Genomic DNA, 15,350 nt, shown 5'->3' with positions numbered 1-15,350 from the left:
ATATTATAGTTGCAGTAATTGGATTCGCGATTTATAGGATGTATTTCAAAAAAAGAAAAATCCTTAATACTTAATCAGGTTAGTCCATTCCGTCAATTTTCACATTCATTTTCCCGCTAGTTGTAATAAATGCAATGATGGCTTTATCGGTTATTTCTACTTTTTCAAATTCAAAATCATTCAATGTTCCGTTGACAAAAACGCCTTTCATTGGTGAATAGTTATTCAAGTAAGGCAACAAACTTTTTTTGCCTTCTTCCAAATTATCTTTGATGGAATAACGACAGTTTTCTTGAATTTTTTTCAATATTAAACCTTGCAATAACCAATTGGCAGTTCTAGTTAATAAGCCTTTGGTGTCTAAAACATAATCCATTTGGTCAAAATAAATCTCTTTCGTAACTGCATTATAATTTGGAATTCCAGCCAAATAAATGGTTCCATTGATGCTTCCTGTCATCTCAAGTGCTATTATTATTTTTCCATCTCGTTGCCATAATCCAACATTTTGAATAACAATTTTCCTGCTTCCAGAAGCAAATTCTTTACCTTGAAAATTAGAAGAAATGATTTTTGAAGCACTTTCATAAGTTGAAATAGCTGCAACGTTTGCCGATACAGTAGTTGGGATTTTAGTAACCGATTTAAATTGAATGGCTGTTTTGTCAAAAGATGTTTTTGGTTTTTGACCTACAATAGTTTGCATGCTACATTTTAAACCCAAATCCATATTGATTTTGCTTTTGGCGATTTGAGCATCGGTAACATAAACTTCAACAGGAATAAGTTTAAACCAAGTTTGATATTGTTCGCTGGTTAAAAAAGGAGTGCTCATTTTTTCTAACACATTAAGCACATAAGGTTTAAAATCACATGAGTTTTCAATAGCTTCATCTATTTTTTTAGCAATCTTCGATTTAAAAATAGAAAGCGTTGGATTGATTATATAAGTAATAGGGACATTTTTCCCTGCTATGAGAATTGATGGACTTTCTGACCACTTGAAATCTTCAATTTTAGATGTGGTTGATAGTTTCCAGTTAGATAATTTTACGTCACTTGTCATCGTAATAGTTCCGTTCAGATTGATTTCTTTAGTATCATTCAACCCCATAAAGTCGGTGCCGTATTTAAATTTTGACCAAATTTTTAAAGGCAAAATAGTTTGAATTTTACCATCTTTTTCAATTAATCTAATTGGAGCAGTTTTAGTAATCTTCATTTCTGTTTTGTCATCTTCCAAATTTGAATCGTTGTAAATTTCGCCAGCTAAAGTTTTGTTCAATTGGTTCTCAATTTCTTTCAAACTAATTTCCAAAGGCATATTGACAAATGATGTTTTGGTTTTAAAAACCATAGGTGCGTCATTTGATGGCAGCGGTTTTAGGGCTTCGATTTTTTGAGTAGTAGAACAACTGTTGAAAAAGATGGAAATGAAAATTATGAAAAGTGTTACTTTAATTCTTGTCATGATTGCAATTATTTTTTTGGCAAAAATATAAGTAAAAAACGGAAAATAGTGTAACATTATTAAAAAAGACAAGTCTAAATTTGTACGTCTATAAATAGTTATTTGAAAGACAAATCATATCTTTGTTAACAATATAAATTGCTGATTGCAATCCGCCTTTATTATGAATTATAGCTTACGTAAAATAGCACTCCTTATTATTTTGACTTTTGGATTTTCTTCAAATGCTCAAGTAAAAAAATGGACACTTCAAGAATGTGTTGAGTATGCATTAAAAAACAACATATCTATTAAACAATCTGAACTAGATAACAAATTAGCGGATATTGATAAAAAATTAGCAGTCGGTAACTTCTTGCCTAATCTAAATGCAGGCGGATCTCATTCCTGGAATATTGGTTTAAACCAAAACATTACAACAGGTCTTCTGGAAAACCAAACAATTCAATTTACTTCTGCAAGTTTAAATTCAAGTATTAACATTTATAACGGTTTGCAAAATCAAAATCGTTTACGTAGAGCTAAATTGGCACAAACTGCTTCATTATATCAATTGTCTAAAATGCAAGATGATATTTCGTTAAACATAGCTAATTTATATTTAGAGATTCTTTTTAATAAAGAAAATCTAAAAGTGCAACAAAACCAATTAGCTAATGATGAAAAACAACTCATTCGCTCTCAAGAATTGGTCGATGCCGGAATGGTTCCAAGAGGCGATTTGTTGGACATGAAAGCAACAGTAGCCTCAGATAAGCAAAGAGTTATTGTGGCAGAGAACACGTTATTTCTTTCAAGATTAAGTTTGGCACAATTATTAACCCTTGAGGATTTTGAAAATTTTGATACTGTCGATACAGATGTAGATTTTAAAATTAGCCCCGTATTAGCTCAAACTCCCGAAGCCATTGTTCAAAAAGCAAACGAAACAAGAGTAGAAATTAAAATAGCCCAAGCCAATTTAGACTTAGCTTCAAGAGACATAAAAATTGCAAAAGGGGCATTACAACCAAGTATTACTGGATTTTATAGTTTCAGTACAAGAGCTAGTTATTCCGAAAGAGTTACAGGATTTACTCCAAATACGGCCAATCCTTTTTCAGTAATTGCACAAGTAGAAGGAACTGGACAAAATGTGTTACAGCAAAATTTTTTACCAATTTTTAGTAAAGCCGCTCCACTTTTAGATCAGTTTAGTGATAACAAAGGTCACAATTTTGGGTTGCAACTTACAATTCCGGTATTTAATGGTTTTTCAGCTAGAGGAAATGTAGAACGAAGTAAAATTTCTTTTGAAAGAAATAATAACGCCCTGAAACAAGCAAAATTAGATTTAGAGACAAATGTTTATCAATCCATTACCGATGCTAAAGCAGCGTTGAACACCTATGAATCTTCGTTAACCACAATGGAAGCTAGAAAAGAAGCTTTCAACTATGCAAAAGAAAAATATGAGGTTGGGATGATGAATGCTTTTGATTATAATCAATCACAAACCTTATTTATTAATGCACAATCAGATGTTGTTAGAGCCAAATACGATGCGCTCTTTAAAATGAAAATAGTTGAATTTTATTTTGGAATACCAATCATTCAAAAACAATAAATCATGTCAAAAAAGAAAATTTATATACTAGTTGGGGTTGTTGTCACATTAATTATAGTGCTTGTTACTTTAAAATCAAAAGGAATTATTGGTGGTAATGATGATTCAAAACAGGTTGAAACTTCCAAAGTTGACGAAATAACAATCATTGAAACCGTTTCAGCAACTGGGAAAATCCAACCTGAAATCGAAGTAAAAATATCTTCGGAAGTCTCAGGAGAAATTATTGCTTTGCCAGTAAAAGAAGGGCAAGTAGTAAAAAAAGGAGATTTATTGGTTAAAATAAATCCCGATTTATATACTTCAGGTTATAACAGAACCGTATCTAATTTATCAGGAACCAAAGCAGGTCTGAGTCAAGCGGATGCCACTTTTAAAGAAGCCAAAGCAAGCTATGATAGAAGTAAGACATTATTTGATAAAGGAATAATTTCAAGATCAGACTGGGACAAAGCTATTGCCGCTTTTGAAGGCGCGAAAGCCAACAAAGAATCGGCTTATTATAATGTGCAAAGCGCTAATGCCACAGTAAAAGAGGCAAAAGACAACCTTGGCAGAACAACTATTTATGCGCCAGCTGATGGAACGATTTCTTCGCTTGATGTTGAATTGGGCGAGCGTGTTTTAGGAACACAGCAAATGGCAGGAACCGAACTATTGAGAGTTGCCAATTTGAACAATATGGAAGTTGAAGTAGATGTGAATGAAAATGACATTGTAAAAATCAACATTGGCGACAGTACCAAAATACAAGTTGACGCCTATTTAAAAAAGGAATTCAAAGGGATAGTCACGAGCATTTCCAATTCTGCCAGTGCAGCAACAACGGCTGATCAGGTAACCAATTTTAAAGTAAAAGTTAGAATTTTAAAAGAATCCTACCAAGATTTATTAGAAGGGAAACCTGCAACTTATTCGCCTTTTAGACCAGGAATGACCGCTACTGTGGATATTATTACTGAACGAAAAGAGAAAGTTATAGGAGTTCCAATTAGTGCTGTTGTAATAAAATCAGATACTACAGCAACCAAAAGCTATGAGATAAAAGACGAAGGTGAGGACAAAAAAGTTACCACCAAAAATGATAAAAAATTTGAATGTGTTTTTGTAAAAGTGGGGAATAAAGCCAAAATTAGAATTGTAAAAACAGGTATTCAAGACGACACCAATATTGAGATTATTTCTGGTTTGAATAAAGGCGATTTAGTCATAGTTGGTCCGTATACAACCGTTACGAAAGACCTGAATTCTGGCGATAAAGTTACTTTGGCAAAAGATTCTGATAAAGAAAAAAAATAAACATAAGTTTCGAGTTTCGTGAGTAGAGTTTCGACAAACCCACAACTAATAATCTAATGTACATTCTAAATATAGAAACGGCAACCAAAAACTGTTCGGTGTCTTTGGCTAAAAATGGGGAAACTATTTTATGCAAAGAGATTGCAGAGCAAGGATATTCGCATGCCGAAAAACTACATGTATTTATTGAAGAAATTATAAAAGAAACAGGAATTGGCGTTAATGATTTGAATGGTATTGCCGTAAGCAAAGGGCCTGGTTCATATACCGGTTTACGCATAGGTGTTTCTACTGCTAAAGGCTTGTGTTATGCACTTGGAATTCCGTTAATTTCTGTTGACACCTTGCAAGTTTTAGCTAAAAAAGTTGTTGTTGAAGATGGCTTGATTGTACCTATGCTAGATGCAAGAAGAATGGAAGTTTATAGTGCCATTTTTGATAAAAGTTATTCCAAAATAAAGGAAGTACAGGCAGAAATCCTTACTGAAAATAGTTATGCTGAGATAACCGACACTATTTATTTTATTGGTGATTGTCAGGAAAAATGCAAAACGGTTTTAACTGCAACTAATTTTTATTTTCTTCCCGAAATAGTTTTCCCTTCTGCAAACGAAATGAGTGCGCTGAGTTATGAAAAATTTACCAAGAATGATTTTGAAGATGTAGCGTATTTTGAGCCGTTTTATCTCAAGGATTTTTTGATTTCGAAATAAAATTAATTCTTCGAACTTTCTTTCACAAAAGGTTGAATAATAATTCCAGCAGCATCAAATGCTTCTTTGCATTCTTCTAAAACATCGGAACACATATCCCCATAATCATCGTTTTTTGACCACGGGCGAATGGCTAATTGAATAGCAGCATCTGTTAGAAGATTAACTACAACTGTTGGAGCCGGAGTTTTAAGGACATTTGGATTGTTTTCTAAAACCTGCATCACAATTTCTTTAGCGGTTTTTATATTGGTATCATAAGAAATATTAAAAAGCAAGTTAGCCCTTCTGTTTTTACCCAACGAAAAATTCGTGATAACTCCGTTTGATAGAATTCCGTTAGGCACAAAAATAGTTTGATTGTTTCCAGTAACTAATTTGGTTACAAAAATCTGAATTTCGCAAACTGTTCCAGCTACACCTTGCGCTTCTATAGCATCACCCACTTTGAATGGCTTGAATAGAATAATCAACACGCCACCAGCAAAATTAGATAACGAACCTTGTAATGATAAACCAACAGCTAAGCCTATTGCTCCAAGAATAGCAACAAAAGAAGAAGTTTCAATTCCTAGTTTAGAGATAAAGGTTACGAAAAGCAAAAAGCGCATTGTCCAAAGTAAACTATCGGCTAAAAAAACTGATAATGTAGCGTCTAATCCTCTTCTAAACATTATCTTTCTTACCAAACGATTGATAAGTCGAATAGCATAAAGTCCGATGATCAAAATAAACAATGCCGAAATTAATTTCGGCGAATAATCAATTAAAAGTTTGATAAATTGATCAATATATTCGGCATAGGTATTAATATAGTGGAGTTCTCTTTTTTCCATTTTTTGAAAAAAATCCCCAATATTGAGGAAAAATTATTTTGGTAAAAATAGTAATTTTAAAAATTAATCGCCATTTTCATTTGCAGATTTTAGCAAATCTTGTTTTCTTGATCATATTTCTTCAGCATGTTCAGAAGCATCTTCTTCAAACGAACTTATTCCCTTTTTTTAAATTTTTGCTGGAATTTCCTTTATAATTTTTTTAAAATCAGAAGTTGGTATGTCACAAGTTTTATTTTGGCATAAATAAAATAATGTTTCCTTATCCGAAAAACGATTTTCCAAAAATGGAAGTTTTGACACGGAAACATTTCCGGCAATTATTATGTTAGGAAAATAGTTTTTATTTAGTTTCTCAAGATATTCTATTGCATTAATTCCACAAATGGCCAATTCTTTATTGTGTTCTGAAAAATGCAAAAGCACATTAAGCCAATTGGAAAATGCAGAAGGATAATCAACTGTAGGAACAATATTTTGAACCATTTGACGACAAATTTTTTCGTAATAACTATTTTCAAAATAAATACTCAACTTAAATAATGCCTCAGCCATTACCGAATTAGATGCCGGAATAACATTGTCTTCCACTTCAAAGAGATTTGTGATTAAAGGGTCGTCCTGATAAGAAGTAAATGAGAAAAATTGGGCTTTCTCATCATAAAAATTATCAAAAGTATAATCGGTTAATTGCTTGGCATTTTGCAAGCAATTTTCATCGAATGTGACTTCGTATAAAGAAATAAATGCTTGAATCACATGAGCATAATCTTCGAGAAAACCGTTAATAGTTGCTTTAGCTTCGCTCTGTTTGGCTCCGCCTCGAGTTCCATCTTTGTAACTGTGTTTTAAATTTCCTTCGGGAGTCCAGCAATTTTTGATAATATAATCAGCATTTCGCAAAGCGATATTTAAATAATTTTGATTTCCAGTGGCTTTATAAGCTTCTACATAACCTTTGAGCATAATAGCATTCCATGATGTTAAACATTTATCATCCAATCGCGGTTTGCTGCGTTTTTCTCTTTCGGTATATAGAATCTGTTCCCAGTATTTCTTCTTTAGTATCAACGTTTCTAAAGAAATATTTTCCAGTTTTGCAATTTCCTCCAACGATTGATTTTGGATTAAAACATAATTTTCATGTTCCCAAAACCCAAATGCATTCACATTAAAAATTACGGAAAACAAATCAAAATCTTCTTGAAGCAACCTTTGTAATTCGGGTTTCGTCCAAACATAAAAAGCACCTTCTTCGAGTTGATTATCAGCATTCAGACTATCGGCGTCAAAAGCAGAATAAAAACTTCCTTCTATGTTAAGCCATTCTTTTTCAACAAAATGTAATGTCTTTTCGATGACTTCTTTGTATAAATTATTTCCGGTTAGTTTATATGCATTCGCATAAAGGGAAACCAATTGCCCGTTATCATAAAGCATTTTTTCAAAATGGGGAACGTGCCATTTCAAATCCACCGAATAGCGTGAGAATCCACCATCAATAGTGTCAAACAATCCGCCATAAGCCATTTTGGTCAAAGTCAGATTCACAAAATCCAATAAAGTTTGGTTTTTAGTTTGATAACCAAACCGCAATAGAAATTCATAATTTGTTGGCATCATAAATTTAGGTGCACGCGCCATTCCACCAAAATCCCAATCGAAACTTTTCTGCCATTTGGAAACTAAAGAATCAATGATTTCAAAATTAAAACTATTTTCAGAATCATTTTTTGAAATAATGCTTACCGATTGCAAGCCTTCATATAGTTTTTCCGCATAATCTAAAATAGTTTGTGGTTGATCGGTATAAATTTCCTGAAGTCGTTCCAGTGAATTTATCCAGTCGTTTTTTCTGAAATACGTTCCGCCCCAAATAGGTCTTCCATCAGGTAAGGTTACCACATTCATTGGCCAGCCTCCGTGACCAGTCATTATTTGAACCGCTTTCATATATACTGCATCAATATCGGGGCGTTCTTCGCGGTCAATTTTGATACTAATAAAATTTGCATTCATAGTCGAAGCCACTTCATTGTCTTCAAAACTTTCGTGTTCCATAACGTGGCACCAATGGCAAGCTGAATAACCAATACTGATAATGATTAGCTTGTTTTGATTTTTGGCCAATTCCAAAGTGTTTGCATTCCAAGCTTTCCAATGTATGGGATTGTTGGCGTGCTGTAATAAATATGGACTGGTTTCGAGATGTAGTTCGTTCATTTTAGACATAAAAAAAGCGTCCATTTTTGGACGCTTAAAGTTAGTTTTTTATTTTGAATTATGCTTATCCATTCAATGCTTCGACCACTATGTCCTTATCGTTGAGCATGTCTTTCAACATATTTTCTATTCCGCTTTTTAAGGTAAATGTAGAAGAAGGGCAACCATTGCATGCACCTTGAAGCACTACTTTTACTCGCTTTTCAGTTTCGTTATACGAATCAAAAAGGATATTCCCTCCATCTGCAGCAACTGCAGGTTTAACATATTCTTCGAGTATATTGATGATTTGCTGCGATGTTGTATCAAGATTATCGAAGTTTTTGATTTGTTGTTTTTCTTGTTTTTCGGTGTTTTCAATTTGGATTTCATCAATAACATTTCCACCATTTTCGATAAATTGTTTGATGAATGTCCGTAATTCTAAAGTAATTTCATCCCAAGAAATGCTATCATATTTGGTAATTGAAATATAATTTTCAGCAATAAAAATTTCTTTTACATAGTGAAACTTGAATAATTCCTGAGCCAAAGGCGATGGTTTAGCTTCATCTATGTTTTTGAATTCGGCAGCTGTTTTGGTCAATGCTTTATTGACTACAAATTTTAACGAAGCTGGGTTTGGCGTGGTTTCACCATAAACAGATATGGGTTGTTTTTTTGTTGGATTTTCATTTGGCAACACAATCACTCCACCATTATTTACAAAATTTTCAATTTGTTCTGCAACAGCGTCTTGAACATCTGACCATTCCACTATATTAAATCTCTCGATGCCAATAAAATTTCCAGAGATATAAACAGTTTTTACGAATGGAAGATAAAACAGTTGTTGTGCTAAAGGGGAATTTTTGGCTTCATCAATATTTTTGAATTCAAAGCTCTCATTTTGAGTTATAAATTCAGGAAATTCAAATTTTAAAATTGTTGGATTTTGTGTTTCTTTTATATTGATTTTCATAGAGAAGGTATATTTTTCTGCAAATTTAACAAAGTTATTTTCTGTGAATACTTATATTTGGACAATTAAACAATTAATTAACATATTGCGGGACATTAGAAATTGTAAATTTTATTTGTTATTCTTTTATCAATAGCAAATAGGAGTAATGTTATTTTAATAATGTTGTACTATATAGAAAACATATTACAAAAATTTATATATTTGAAGTCCGTGTATAATTTATATGCAAAATCAGTTATAAAATCAGTAAACACGGCATAACTGAATAAAAATTTAGCATTTATAAATATAGTATTATAACATTTAGAGCCCATTTCTCATTAATATATATAATTAACGATGAATTTTAGAAAGATTTATTTATTAGTCCTACTAATAGTTGCGCAGTTTTCCTATTCACAAGAGGGATTACCAGTTTATTCAGATTATTTATCTGATAATTACTATTTGCTTCATCCTTCAATGGCCGGAGCTGCTAATTGCGCAAAGCTAAGACTTACTGGAAGACAACAATGGTTCGGACAAAAAGACGCTCCGGCATTACAAACTTTGAGTTTCAATGGGGCTTTAGGTGAAAGATCAGGTGGAGGTATTATTGTTTTCAATGATAAAAACGGTTATCATTCTCAAAGAGGGATGAAATTGACCTATGCGCATCATATTATGTTTTCACGAGATAATGTTGATTTAAATCAATTATCTTTTGGTATGAGTGTTGGTTTTATTCAAAGCAGTTTGGATGAAACAGATTTTTTAATTAATAACCCAGGTTATGATCCAGTCATAGACGGGACAATAGTGCAAAGGTCAACTTATTTTAATATGGACATTGGTGTATCTTATAATTTTCTCGATTTCTATGTTCATGCAACAGTTAAAAATGCATTGGCCAGTGAAAGAAAGTTATATACTGATAGCGAACCGGTAAATTTGAGAAGGTTTATTTTAAATGCCGGATATACTTTTGGTGATGCTGAACAAATTCTATGGGAGCCCTCTTTTATGTTTCAATTGGTTACCTTAACACAAGAAAAAACAGTAGATTTAAACATTAAAGCATACAGAGATTTAGATTTTGGCCGATTATGGGGTGGATTATCATATAGAAGAAGTCTTGACGGTGCTCAATATGTTCAAGGTAATGGAGTTGCAGATCAAAAACTACAATATGTAACACCAATAGTTGGGATTAATTTTAAAAATTATGTGTTTTCGTATACTTATTCACAAATAATTGGAGATGTGAAATTTGACAATGCTGGATTTCATCAAATAACTTTAGGGATGAATTTATTCTGTAAACCAGAAAAATACCACTGTAATTGTCCTGCTATTAATTAATTCAAATAGATGTCCCGATTTTATCGGGACAATTTTTTTATGGTAATAAAATCAGTAAACGGTAAACATCCTCAAATTCCTCAAGACTGTTATGTTGCTGAAAACGCAACTATTGTTGGTGATGTTGTATTAGGAAAATCGTGTAGTGTTTGGTTTAATGCTGTTATTCGTGGCGATGTTCATTATATCAAAATAGGAGACAAGGTAAATATTCAGGACGGAGCCATTATTCACTGTACCTATCAAAAACATCCAACGGAAATTGGTAACAATGTTTCTATTGGACATAATGCTATTGTTCATGGTTGCAAAATTCATGACAATGTATTAATCGGAATGGGAGCCATTGTTATGGATAATTGTGTGGTTGAAAGCAATTCTATCATTGCAGCTGGTGCTGTGGTTACTCAAAACACCATAGTCAAATCGGGAACAATTTATGCTGGTGTTCCAGCAAAAAAAGTAAAAGACATTGATCAATCAGATTTTGCAGGAGAAATAGAACGGATTTCCAATAATTACGTGATGTATTCCGGTTGGTTTAAGAATGATGATTAAAGAAAGCTATCAGTTTGAGTCAATTCCTGATGGGAGCAAGCTACCATGAAGCGCGGACAGTAGGAAAATGGCATAAATAATTTACAAATGTTGTGTCTAAAAATCTTTAGTAATTACTTCGTATTTATTATTTAAAATATCATTTAATACTTTTGGGTCTGCATTAGAATAGAAGATTGCCTTTGCCTTATTCTTTTGATCATTTAACTCATTTCTTTCAAACAAAACATTTTTTGTTTGTCGAGCCACAGCTTCGCCTGAATCAATTATTTTAATGTCTTTTGGGAGTATTTTTTTTATCTGTGGAATCAAATAGGGATAATGACTGCAGCCTAATACCAAATAATCAATGTTGGCGGCTATCATTGGTTTTAAATAAACGTGAAGTAACTGATTCATTTCTTTAGAATTTATTTCCCCATTTTCAATTAGTGGAACTAATCCATGTCCGATTTGTTCAATGATTTTTGTATCATGAAATTTCTCAGCCGTTTGATGAAACAACTCACTGTTTAATGTCCCTTGAGTAGCTAAAATTCCAATAACATTATTTTGAGAATTTAAGGCTGCTGGTTTTATTGCAGGTTCTATACCAATGAAAGGCACATTATATTTTGCACGTAATTCTTTAATGGCTTTGGTTGTTGCTGTATTACATGCACCACAATGATTTTACAATTATGTTTCAAAAGAAACTCGGTATTCTTAATACACAATTGGATAATTTCTTCTTTTGATTTCTGTCCATAAGGTGCATTTTTGCTGTCAGCAAGATAAATGGTATTTTCATTTGGAAGCAAATCGTGTATTGCTGACCAAATAGATGTGCCACCAATTCCCGAATCAAAAAGCCCTATTGGATTGTTCTTTTCCATAGAAACAAAAGTAAAAAAAAACTGCTCAAATCCCGAAACTTCGAGTGAGCAGTTTTAAATTGTATTGTGAATTTATATTAAAACCCTAAATCTTTTTTAACATCAGCTGTTAAATCTGGACCATCTGCCAAAAGTAAATCAGCAAGGTTTAAAACATATTGGTATCCTTTAGCTTTTCCAACTTTTGCAATCGAAGCTTTGATTTTATCCATTAATGGTTTAACCATATCAGCCTCTTTCTTTTGTAATTCTTTTTGAGCATTGTCTCTGTAATCCGTAATACGTTTTACCAAATCTTGAACTTCTGTTTGACGTGTTGCATTAACAGCATCTCCAACAGTTGAAGCTTCTTGGTCGTATTTTTTAATTTTGTTTTGATACTCCTCTGCCATCGTTTTGTATTCAGCATCGTAAGTTCCACTCAATTTTTCTAATTGTTTTTGAGCATCAAGCATTGCCGGCATTTTAGAAATTAGTTCATTTACATCTACATGTGCAGTTTTAGCTTGTGCATTGATGGTATAACTAGTTCCTAAACACAACACAGTAGCTAGTAGTAATGATTTCAATCGTTTCATTTTAAAAAGTATTAATTAATTATTGTTATTATTTTTATTTTGTTTATGGTTTCTTTTTTGCGTCTTCTTTAGCTTTTTTTGCAGCTTCTCTATCTTCTAATATTTTTTTCTTTTTGTCTTCTAAAGCTTTTTTACTGTCTTCTAATAGTTTAGCTCTTGCAGCGGCTTTGGCTATTTTTGGATCAACCGCTGTTGAATCAGCAGCTTTGTTTTCTTCAGTTGTTGGTGTTATTTCCTCGTCAGCGACTTTGTCTTTAGCAGTAACCGTGCCATTTTTTTTAGCGTTCTTGGCAGCAAGTAATTCTGCTCTTTTTGCTTCTTGTTCAGCTTTCTTAGCTTCTGCAGCTGCTTTTCTATCTTCTATTAGTTTAACCCTGGCAGCAGCTTTAGATGCTTTGGCATCTATTACTGTTGAATCAGCTACTTTATTGTTTTCTGATGGAGTTGTTGTTTCAATATCACTTGGTTGATCTGTACCTGTTACACCAGTTTTTTTGGCGTTTTTGGCAGCAAGTAATTCAGCTCTTTTTGCTTCTTGCTCAGCTTTTTTAGCTTCAGCAGCGGCTTTACGATCAGCTACTAGTTGTTCTCTGGCTTTCTTTTTGTCTTCTAAAGCTTTTTTACGTGCTTCTAAAGATGGGTTTGCATCAAGAGCAGCATCTTCAAGGGCCTCTTTTGCTTCTTGTTGCTTTACTTGTTTAGCACTCATTTGTTCTCTTTTCTCAGCTCTGGTAATAACTCTGATTACTTGGTCGCTAATGTCATATCTTTTTGCAGAAAAAAGCATGGTTAGATCGGAAGCCTTATCAAAAACAAAGTCATATTTTTTAGCTTCAGCAATATCTTGAACAGCAGTAAAAACTTGATCCTGAATTGGTTTTACTAAAACTGCTTTTTGAGTAATTAAATCACCGTTTGGACCAAACTTTTTCTGTTGAAAATCTAAAAGTTCATTTTCTTGAAATTTTATTTCCTCCTCACGTTCATCAATTAATTCTTTGGTTAATAATGCTCTTTCGGTTTTTAAAGCATCTTTCAATTTAGCAATTTCAATTTTTTTAGCTTCAATATCTTGTTTCCATTTTTGTGCTTTTTGTTCTAATTGATTCTTTGCTTCACTGTAATCAGGAACATTTTGCAGAATATATTCCATATCTATATAGCCAATTTTAACACCTTTAGATTGTGCATTTGACTGAAAGACAGCTGATAAAAATAGAATTGATATTAAAATATATTTTTTCATTCTTAATTTGATTTAGAAATATTGTACCAAATATAATTAAAATTGTTGACCAATTATAAAATGTGTTTCCCAACCATTAGGATTTGTGAATCCTGGGATTGCATCAAATCCATGAGCAAAGTCAATTCCTAACAATCCAAATGCAGGCATAAATACTCTCAATCCAAATCCGGCAGAACGTTGAAGTACAAAAGGATTGTATTCTTTGAATGTGTCAAAAGATGCCCCTGCTTCTAAGAAAGTCAGCGCATAAATTGATGCAGCCGCTTTTAATGTTAATGGATATCGTAGTTCTAATGAGAATTTATTATAAACTGTTGCCCCGTCTGATGAGGATAATGATTGATTAGGATATCCTCTTAATTGTATTATCTCTCTTCCGTCAAGTGCAAAGTTAGCTAAACCATCTCCACCAACGAAGAATCTCTCAAATGGAACCAAACCTCTACTGCTATTATAAGCGCCTAAATAACCAAATTCCCCTAATGCTCTTAAAACCAATGCTTTTGATTGTGACCCTGCTAATCTAGTATACCAATCCGCTTTAAATTTTAGTTTGTAATATTCTAACCAATTAAATCTTTCTTGGTCTACTTTTGATCTGTCAGCTGTTGCTTGTGTATAATCGGTTCCAACAGTTTGATAAATTCCTGATCCAGTAGTGGTTTCTTGTAAATAATCACCAACAGCAGGAAGGGTTCCATTTGCAGTTGGGACAGTATTTATGCCTGAATTTTCTACATAAGTAAGTTTATACTCTTTTTGATTTTCTAAATCAGCATAATCAATTCCATTATATAATGAATAAGGAAGGGTGAATTTGGCTGAAATACTAAATTCGGAACCAGATGTTGGAAAAATAGGATTAACCCCTTTATTATTTCTACTTAAGCCAATAGTATATGCTAAGTTTCTTGATGAGCCATCTCCAAAAGTAAATAATCCTGTATTATAATTATTTAAATCATAAAATTGAAAACTTACACTACTTGAAAATACAAAGAAATCATCAGGAATTGTAAGTCTTTTCGCAATTCCCATAGACAAAGAAGTTATATTAAAACTTTTATTTCTATCTACATCTCTTGAATTTCCTGAAAAAAGAAACTGCTTGCTATGTGATATGGAACTTGAAAACTGTAGTGGTTTTTTCCCGCCGAGCCAAGGCTCAGAAAAGGATAAACTGTACGTTTGAAAAAACGCACTAGCTTGTAAACGTAAAGATACTTTTTGTCCGTCACCCATTGGTAAAGGTTTGTATGCCTCTTTTTTGAACAAATTTCTAGCTGAGAAATTATTAAAAGATAGTCCTAAAGTACCTATGAATCCACCACCGCCATAACCTCCTTGAAGTTCAATTTGGCTAGAACCCTTTTCTACAACATTATATTCAATATCAACTGTTCCTGCTGCGGGGTCTACGTTTTTGAATTTAGGGTCAATTGCTTCAGGATCAAAGAATCCTAATTGCCCAATCTCACGAATAGTTCTAACCAAGTCATCTTTACTATATTTTTGGCCTGGTTGTGTTCTTAGTTCTCTATAAATTACTCTATCGTTGGTTTTGTCATTTCCAACAACTGTAATATTGTTAAAGTAAGCAATTGGACCTTCGGTAACTCTAATTTCAGGCCTAAGAA

12 protein-coding genes and 1 pseudogene are annotated in these 15,350 nt (G+C 32.8%); 5 read left to right on the top strand and 8 right to left on the bottom strand.

Going from position 1 to position 15,350, the window contains the following annotated elements; genetic code table 11:
• Positions 1-79: 79 nt before the first annotated feature.
• Positions 80-1,471: a DUF4403 family protein gene (locus tag ACOYLP_RS06290; protein ID WP_422855329.1), complete on the bottom strand. Its 1,392-nt coding sequence runs from the start codon at positions 1,469-1,471 to the stop codon at positions 80-82.
• A gap of 163 nt (positions 1,472-1,634) precedes the next feature.
• Here ACOYLP_RS06290 and ACOYLP_RS06285 point away from each other — a divergent pair, with 163 nt between their 5' ends.
• From ACOYLP_RS06285 to tsaB, 3 genes are read left to right on the top strand one after another with little or no spacing between them, the layout of a single operon-like run.
• Entirely contained in the window at positions 1,635-3,077 is a 1,443-nt protein-coding gene (locus ACOYLP_RS06285; protein WP_422855328.1) for a TolC family protein, read from the top strand.
• Positions 3,078-3,080: 3 nt separating this feature from the next.
• On the top strand, positions 3,081-4,376 hold the full coding sequence (locus ACOYLP_RS06280; RefSeq protein ID WP_422855327.1) for an efflux RND transporter periplasmic adaptor subunit: 1,296 nt from the start codon (positions 3,081-3,083) through the stop codon (positions 4,374-4,376).
• Positions 4,377-4,432: 56 nt separating this feature from the next.
• Complete coding sequence (tsaB, locus tag ACOYLP_RS06275) at positions 4,433-5,089, top strand: tRNA (adenosine(37)-N6)-threonylcarbamoyltransferase complex dimerization subunit type 1 TsaB (protein ID WP_422855326.1); 657 nt, start codon at positions 4,433-4,435, stop codon at positions 5,087-5,089.
• Between the two features lie 2 nt (positions 5,090-5,091).
• On the opposite strand, the gene ACOYLP_RS06270 is transcribed toward tsaB, so the two are convergent.
• The 3 genes from ACOYLP_RS06270 to ACOYLP_RS06260 all read right to left on the bottom strand — a co-directional run bounded on the left by ACOYLP_RS06270 (position 5,092) and on the right by ACOYLP_RS06260 (position 9,109).
• Complete coding sequence (locus ACOYLP_RS06270) at positions 5,092-5,925, bottom strand: mechanosensitive ion channel family protein (protein ID WP_422855325.1); 834 nt, start codon at positions 5,923-5,925, stop codon at positions 5,092-5,094.
• A gap of 168 nt (positions 5,926-6,093) precedes the next feature.
• Complete coding sequence (locus ACOYLP_RS06265; RefSeq protein WP_422855324.1) at positions 6,094-8,172, bottom strand: thioredoxin domain-containing protein; 2,079 nt, start codon at positions 8,170-8,172, stop codon at positions 6,094-6,096.
• A 40-nt stretch (positions 8,173-8,212) separates the two neighbouring features.
• On the bottom strand, positions 8,213-9,109 hold the full coding sequence (locus tag ACOYLP_RS06260) for a NifU family protein (RefSeq protein WP_422855323.1): 897 nt from the start codon (positions 9,107-9,109) through the stop codon (positions 8,213-8,215).
• A 342-nt stretch (positions 9,110-9,451) separates the two neighbouring features.
• Here ACOYLP_RS06260 and ACOYLP_RS06255 point away from each other — a divergent pair, with 342 nt between their 5' ends.
• Positions 9,452-10,453 carry a PorP/SprF family type IX secretion system membrane protein gene (locus ACOYLP_RS06255; RefSeq protein ID WP_422855322.1) on the top strand — a complete coding sequence of 334 codons (1,002 nt, stop codon included), beginning with the start codon at positions 9,452-9,454 and terminating at the stop codon, positions 10,451-10,453.
• 39 nt (positions 10,454-10,492) lie between these two features.
• Entirely contained in the window at positions 10,493-11,011 is a 519-nt protein-coding gene (locus ACOYLP_RS06250; RefSeq protein WP_422855321.1) for a gamma carbonic anhydrase family protein, read from the top strand.
• Between the two features lie 96 nt (positions 11,012-11,107).
• Here ACOYLP_RS06250 and murI read toward each other — a convergent pair.
• The 4 genes and pseudogenes from murI to ACOYLP_RS06230 all read right to left on the bottom strand — a co-directional run.
• Positions 11,108-11,886: pseudogene (gene murI / locus ACOYLP_RS06245) on the bottom strand (glutamate racemase).
• A gap of 77 nt (positions 11,887-11,963) precedes the next feature.
• On the bottom strand, positions 11,964-12,464 hold the full coding sequence (locus ACOYLP_RS06240; protein WP_422855320.1) for an OmpH family outer membrane protein: 501 nt from the start codon (positions 12,462-12,464) through the stop codon (positions 11,964-11,966).
• Between the two features lie 43 nt (positions 12,465-12,507).
• The gene (locus tag ACOYLP_RS06235) at positions 12,508-13,710 is read right to left on the bottom strand and encodes an OmpH family outer membrane protein (protein WP_422855319.1); all 1,203 of its coding nucleotides are present in this window, start codon (positions 13,708-13,710) and stop codon (positions 12,508-12,510) included.
• A gap of 36 nt (positions 13,711-13,746) precedes the next feature.
• Positions 13,747-15,350, bottom strand: a 1,604-nt coding sequence (locus ACOYLP_RS06230) for a BamA/OMP85 family outer membrane protein (protein ID WP_422855318.1), incomplete at its 5' end; no start/stop codon positions are given.

The organism is Flavobacterium sp. (assembly GCF_049318325.1).
GTDB lineage: Bacteria > Bacteroidota > Bacteroidia > Flavobacteriales > Flavobacteriaceae > Flavobacterium.
Note: the sequence above shows the minus strand (reverse complement) of the source record. Positions and strands in the feature narration are given on the sequence as shown.

Bases quoted from the DNA above. Each gene is read 5' to 3' on its own strand.
- ACOYLP_RS06290 (WP_422855329.1), bottom strand. From the start codon at position 1,471: ATGACAAGAATTAAAGTAACACTTTTCATAATTTTCATTTCCATCTTT.
- ACOYLP_RS06280 (WP_422855327.1), top strand. From the start codon at position 3,081: ATGTCAAAAAAGAAAATTTATATACTAGTTGGGGTTGTTGTCACATTA.
- ACOYLP_RS06260 (WP_422855323.1), bottom strand. From the start codon at position 9,109: ATGAAAATCAATATAAAAGAAACACAAAATCCAACAATTTTAAAATTT.
- ACOYLP_RS06265 (WP_422855324.1), bottom strand. From the start codon at position 8,172: ATGGACGCTTTTTTTATGTCTAAAATGAACGAACTACATCTCGAAACC.
- tsaB (WP_422855326.1), top strand. From the start codon at position 4,433: ATGTACATTCTAAATATAGAAACGGCAACCAAAAACTGTTCGGTGTCT.
- ACOYLP_RS06270 (WP_422855325.1), bottom strand. From the start codon at position 5,925: ATGGAAAAAAGAGAACTCCACTATATTAATACCTATGCCGAATATATT.
- ACOYLP_RS06285 (WP_422855328.1), top strand. From the start codon at position 1,635: ATGAATTATAGCTTACGTAAAATAGCACTCCTTATTATTTTGACTTTT.
- ACOYLP_RS06235 (WP_422855319.1), bottom strand. From the start codon at position 13,710: ATGAAAAAATATATTTTAATATCAATTCTATTTTTATCAGCTGTCTTT.
- ACOYLP_RS06240 (WP_422855320.1), bottom strand. From the start codon at position 12,464: ATGAAACGATTGAAATCATTACTACTAGCTACTGTGTTGTGTTTAGGA.
- ACOYLP_RS06250 (WP_422855321.1), top strand. From the start codon at position 10,493: ATGGTAATAAAATCAGTAAACGGTAAACATCCTCAAATTCCTCAAGAC.
- ACOYLP_RS06255 (WP_422855322.1), top strand. From the start codon at position 9,452: ATGAATTTTAGAAAGATTTATTTATTAGTCCTACTAATAGTTGCGCAG.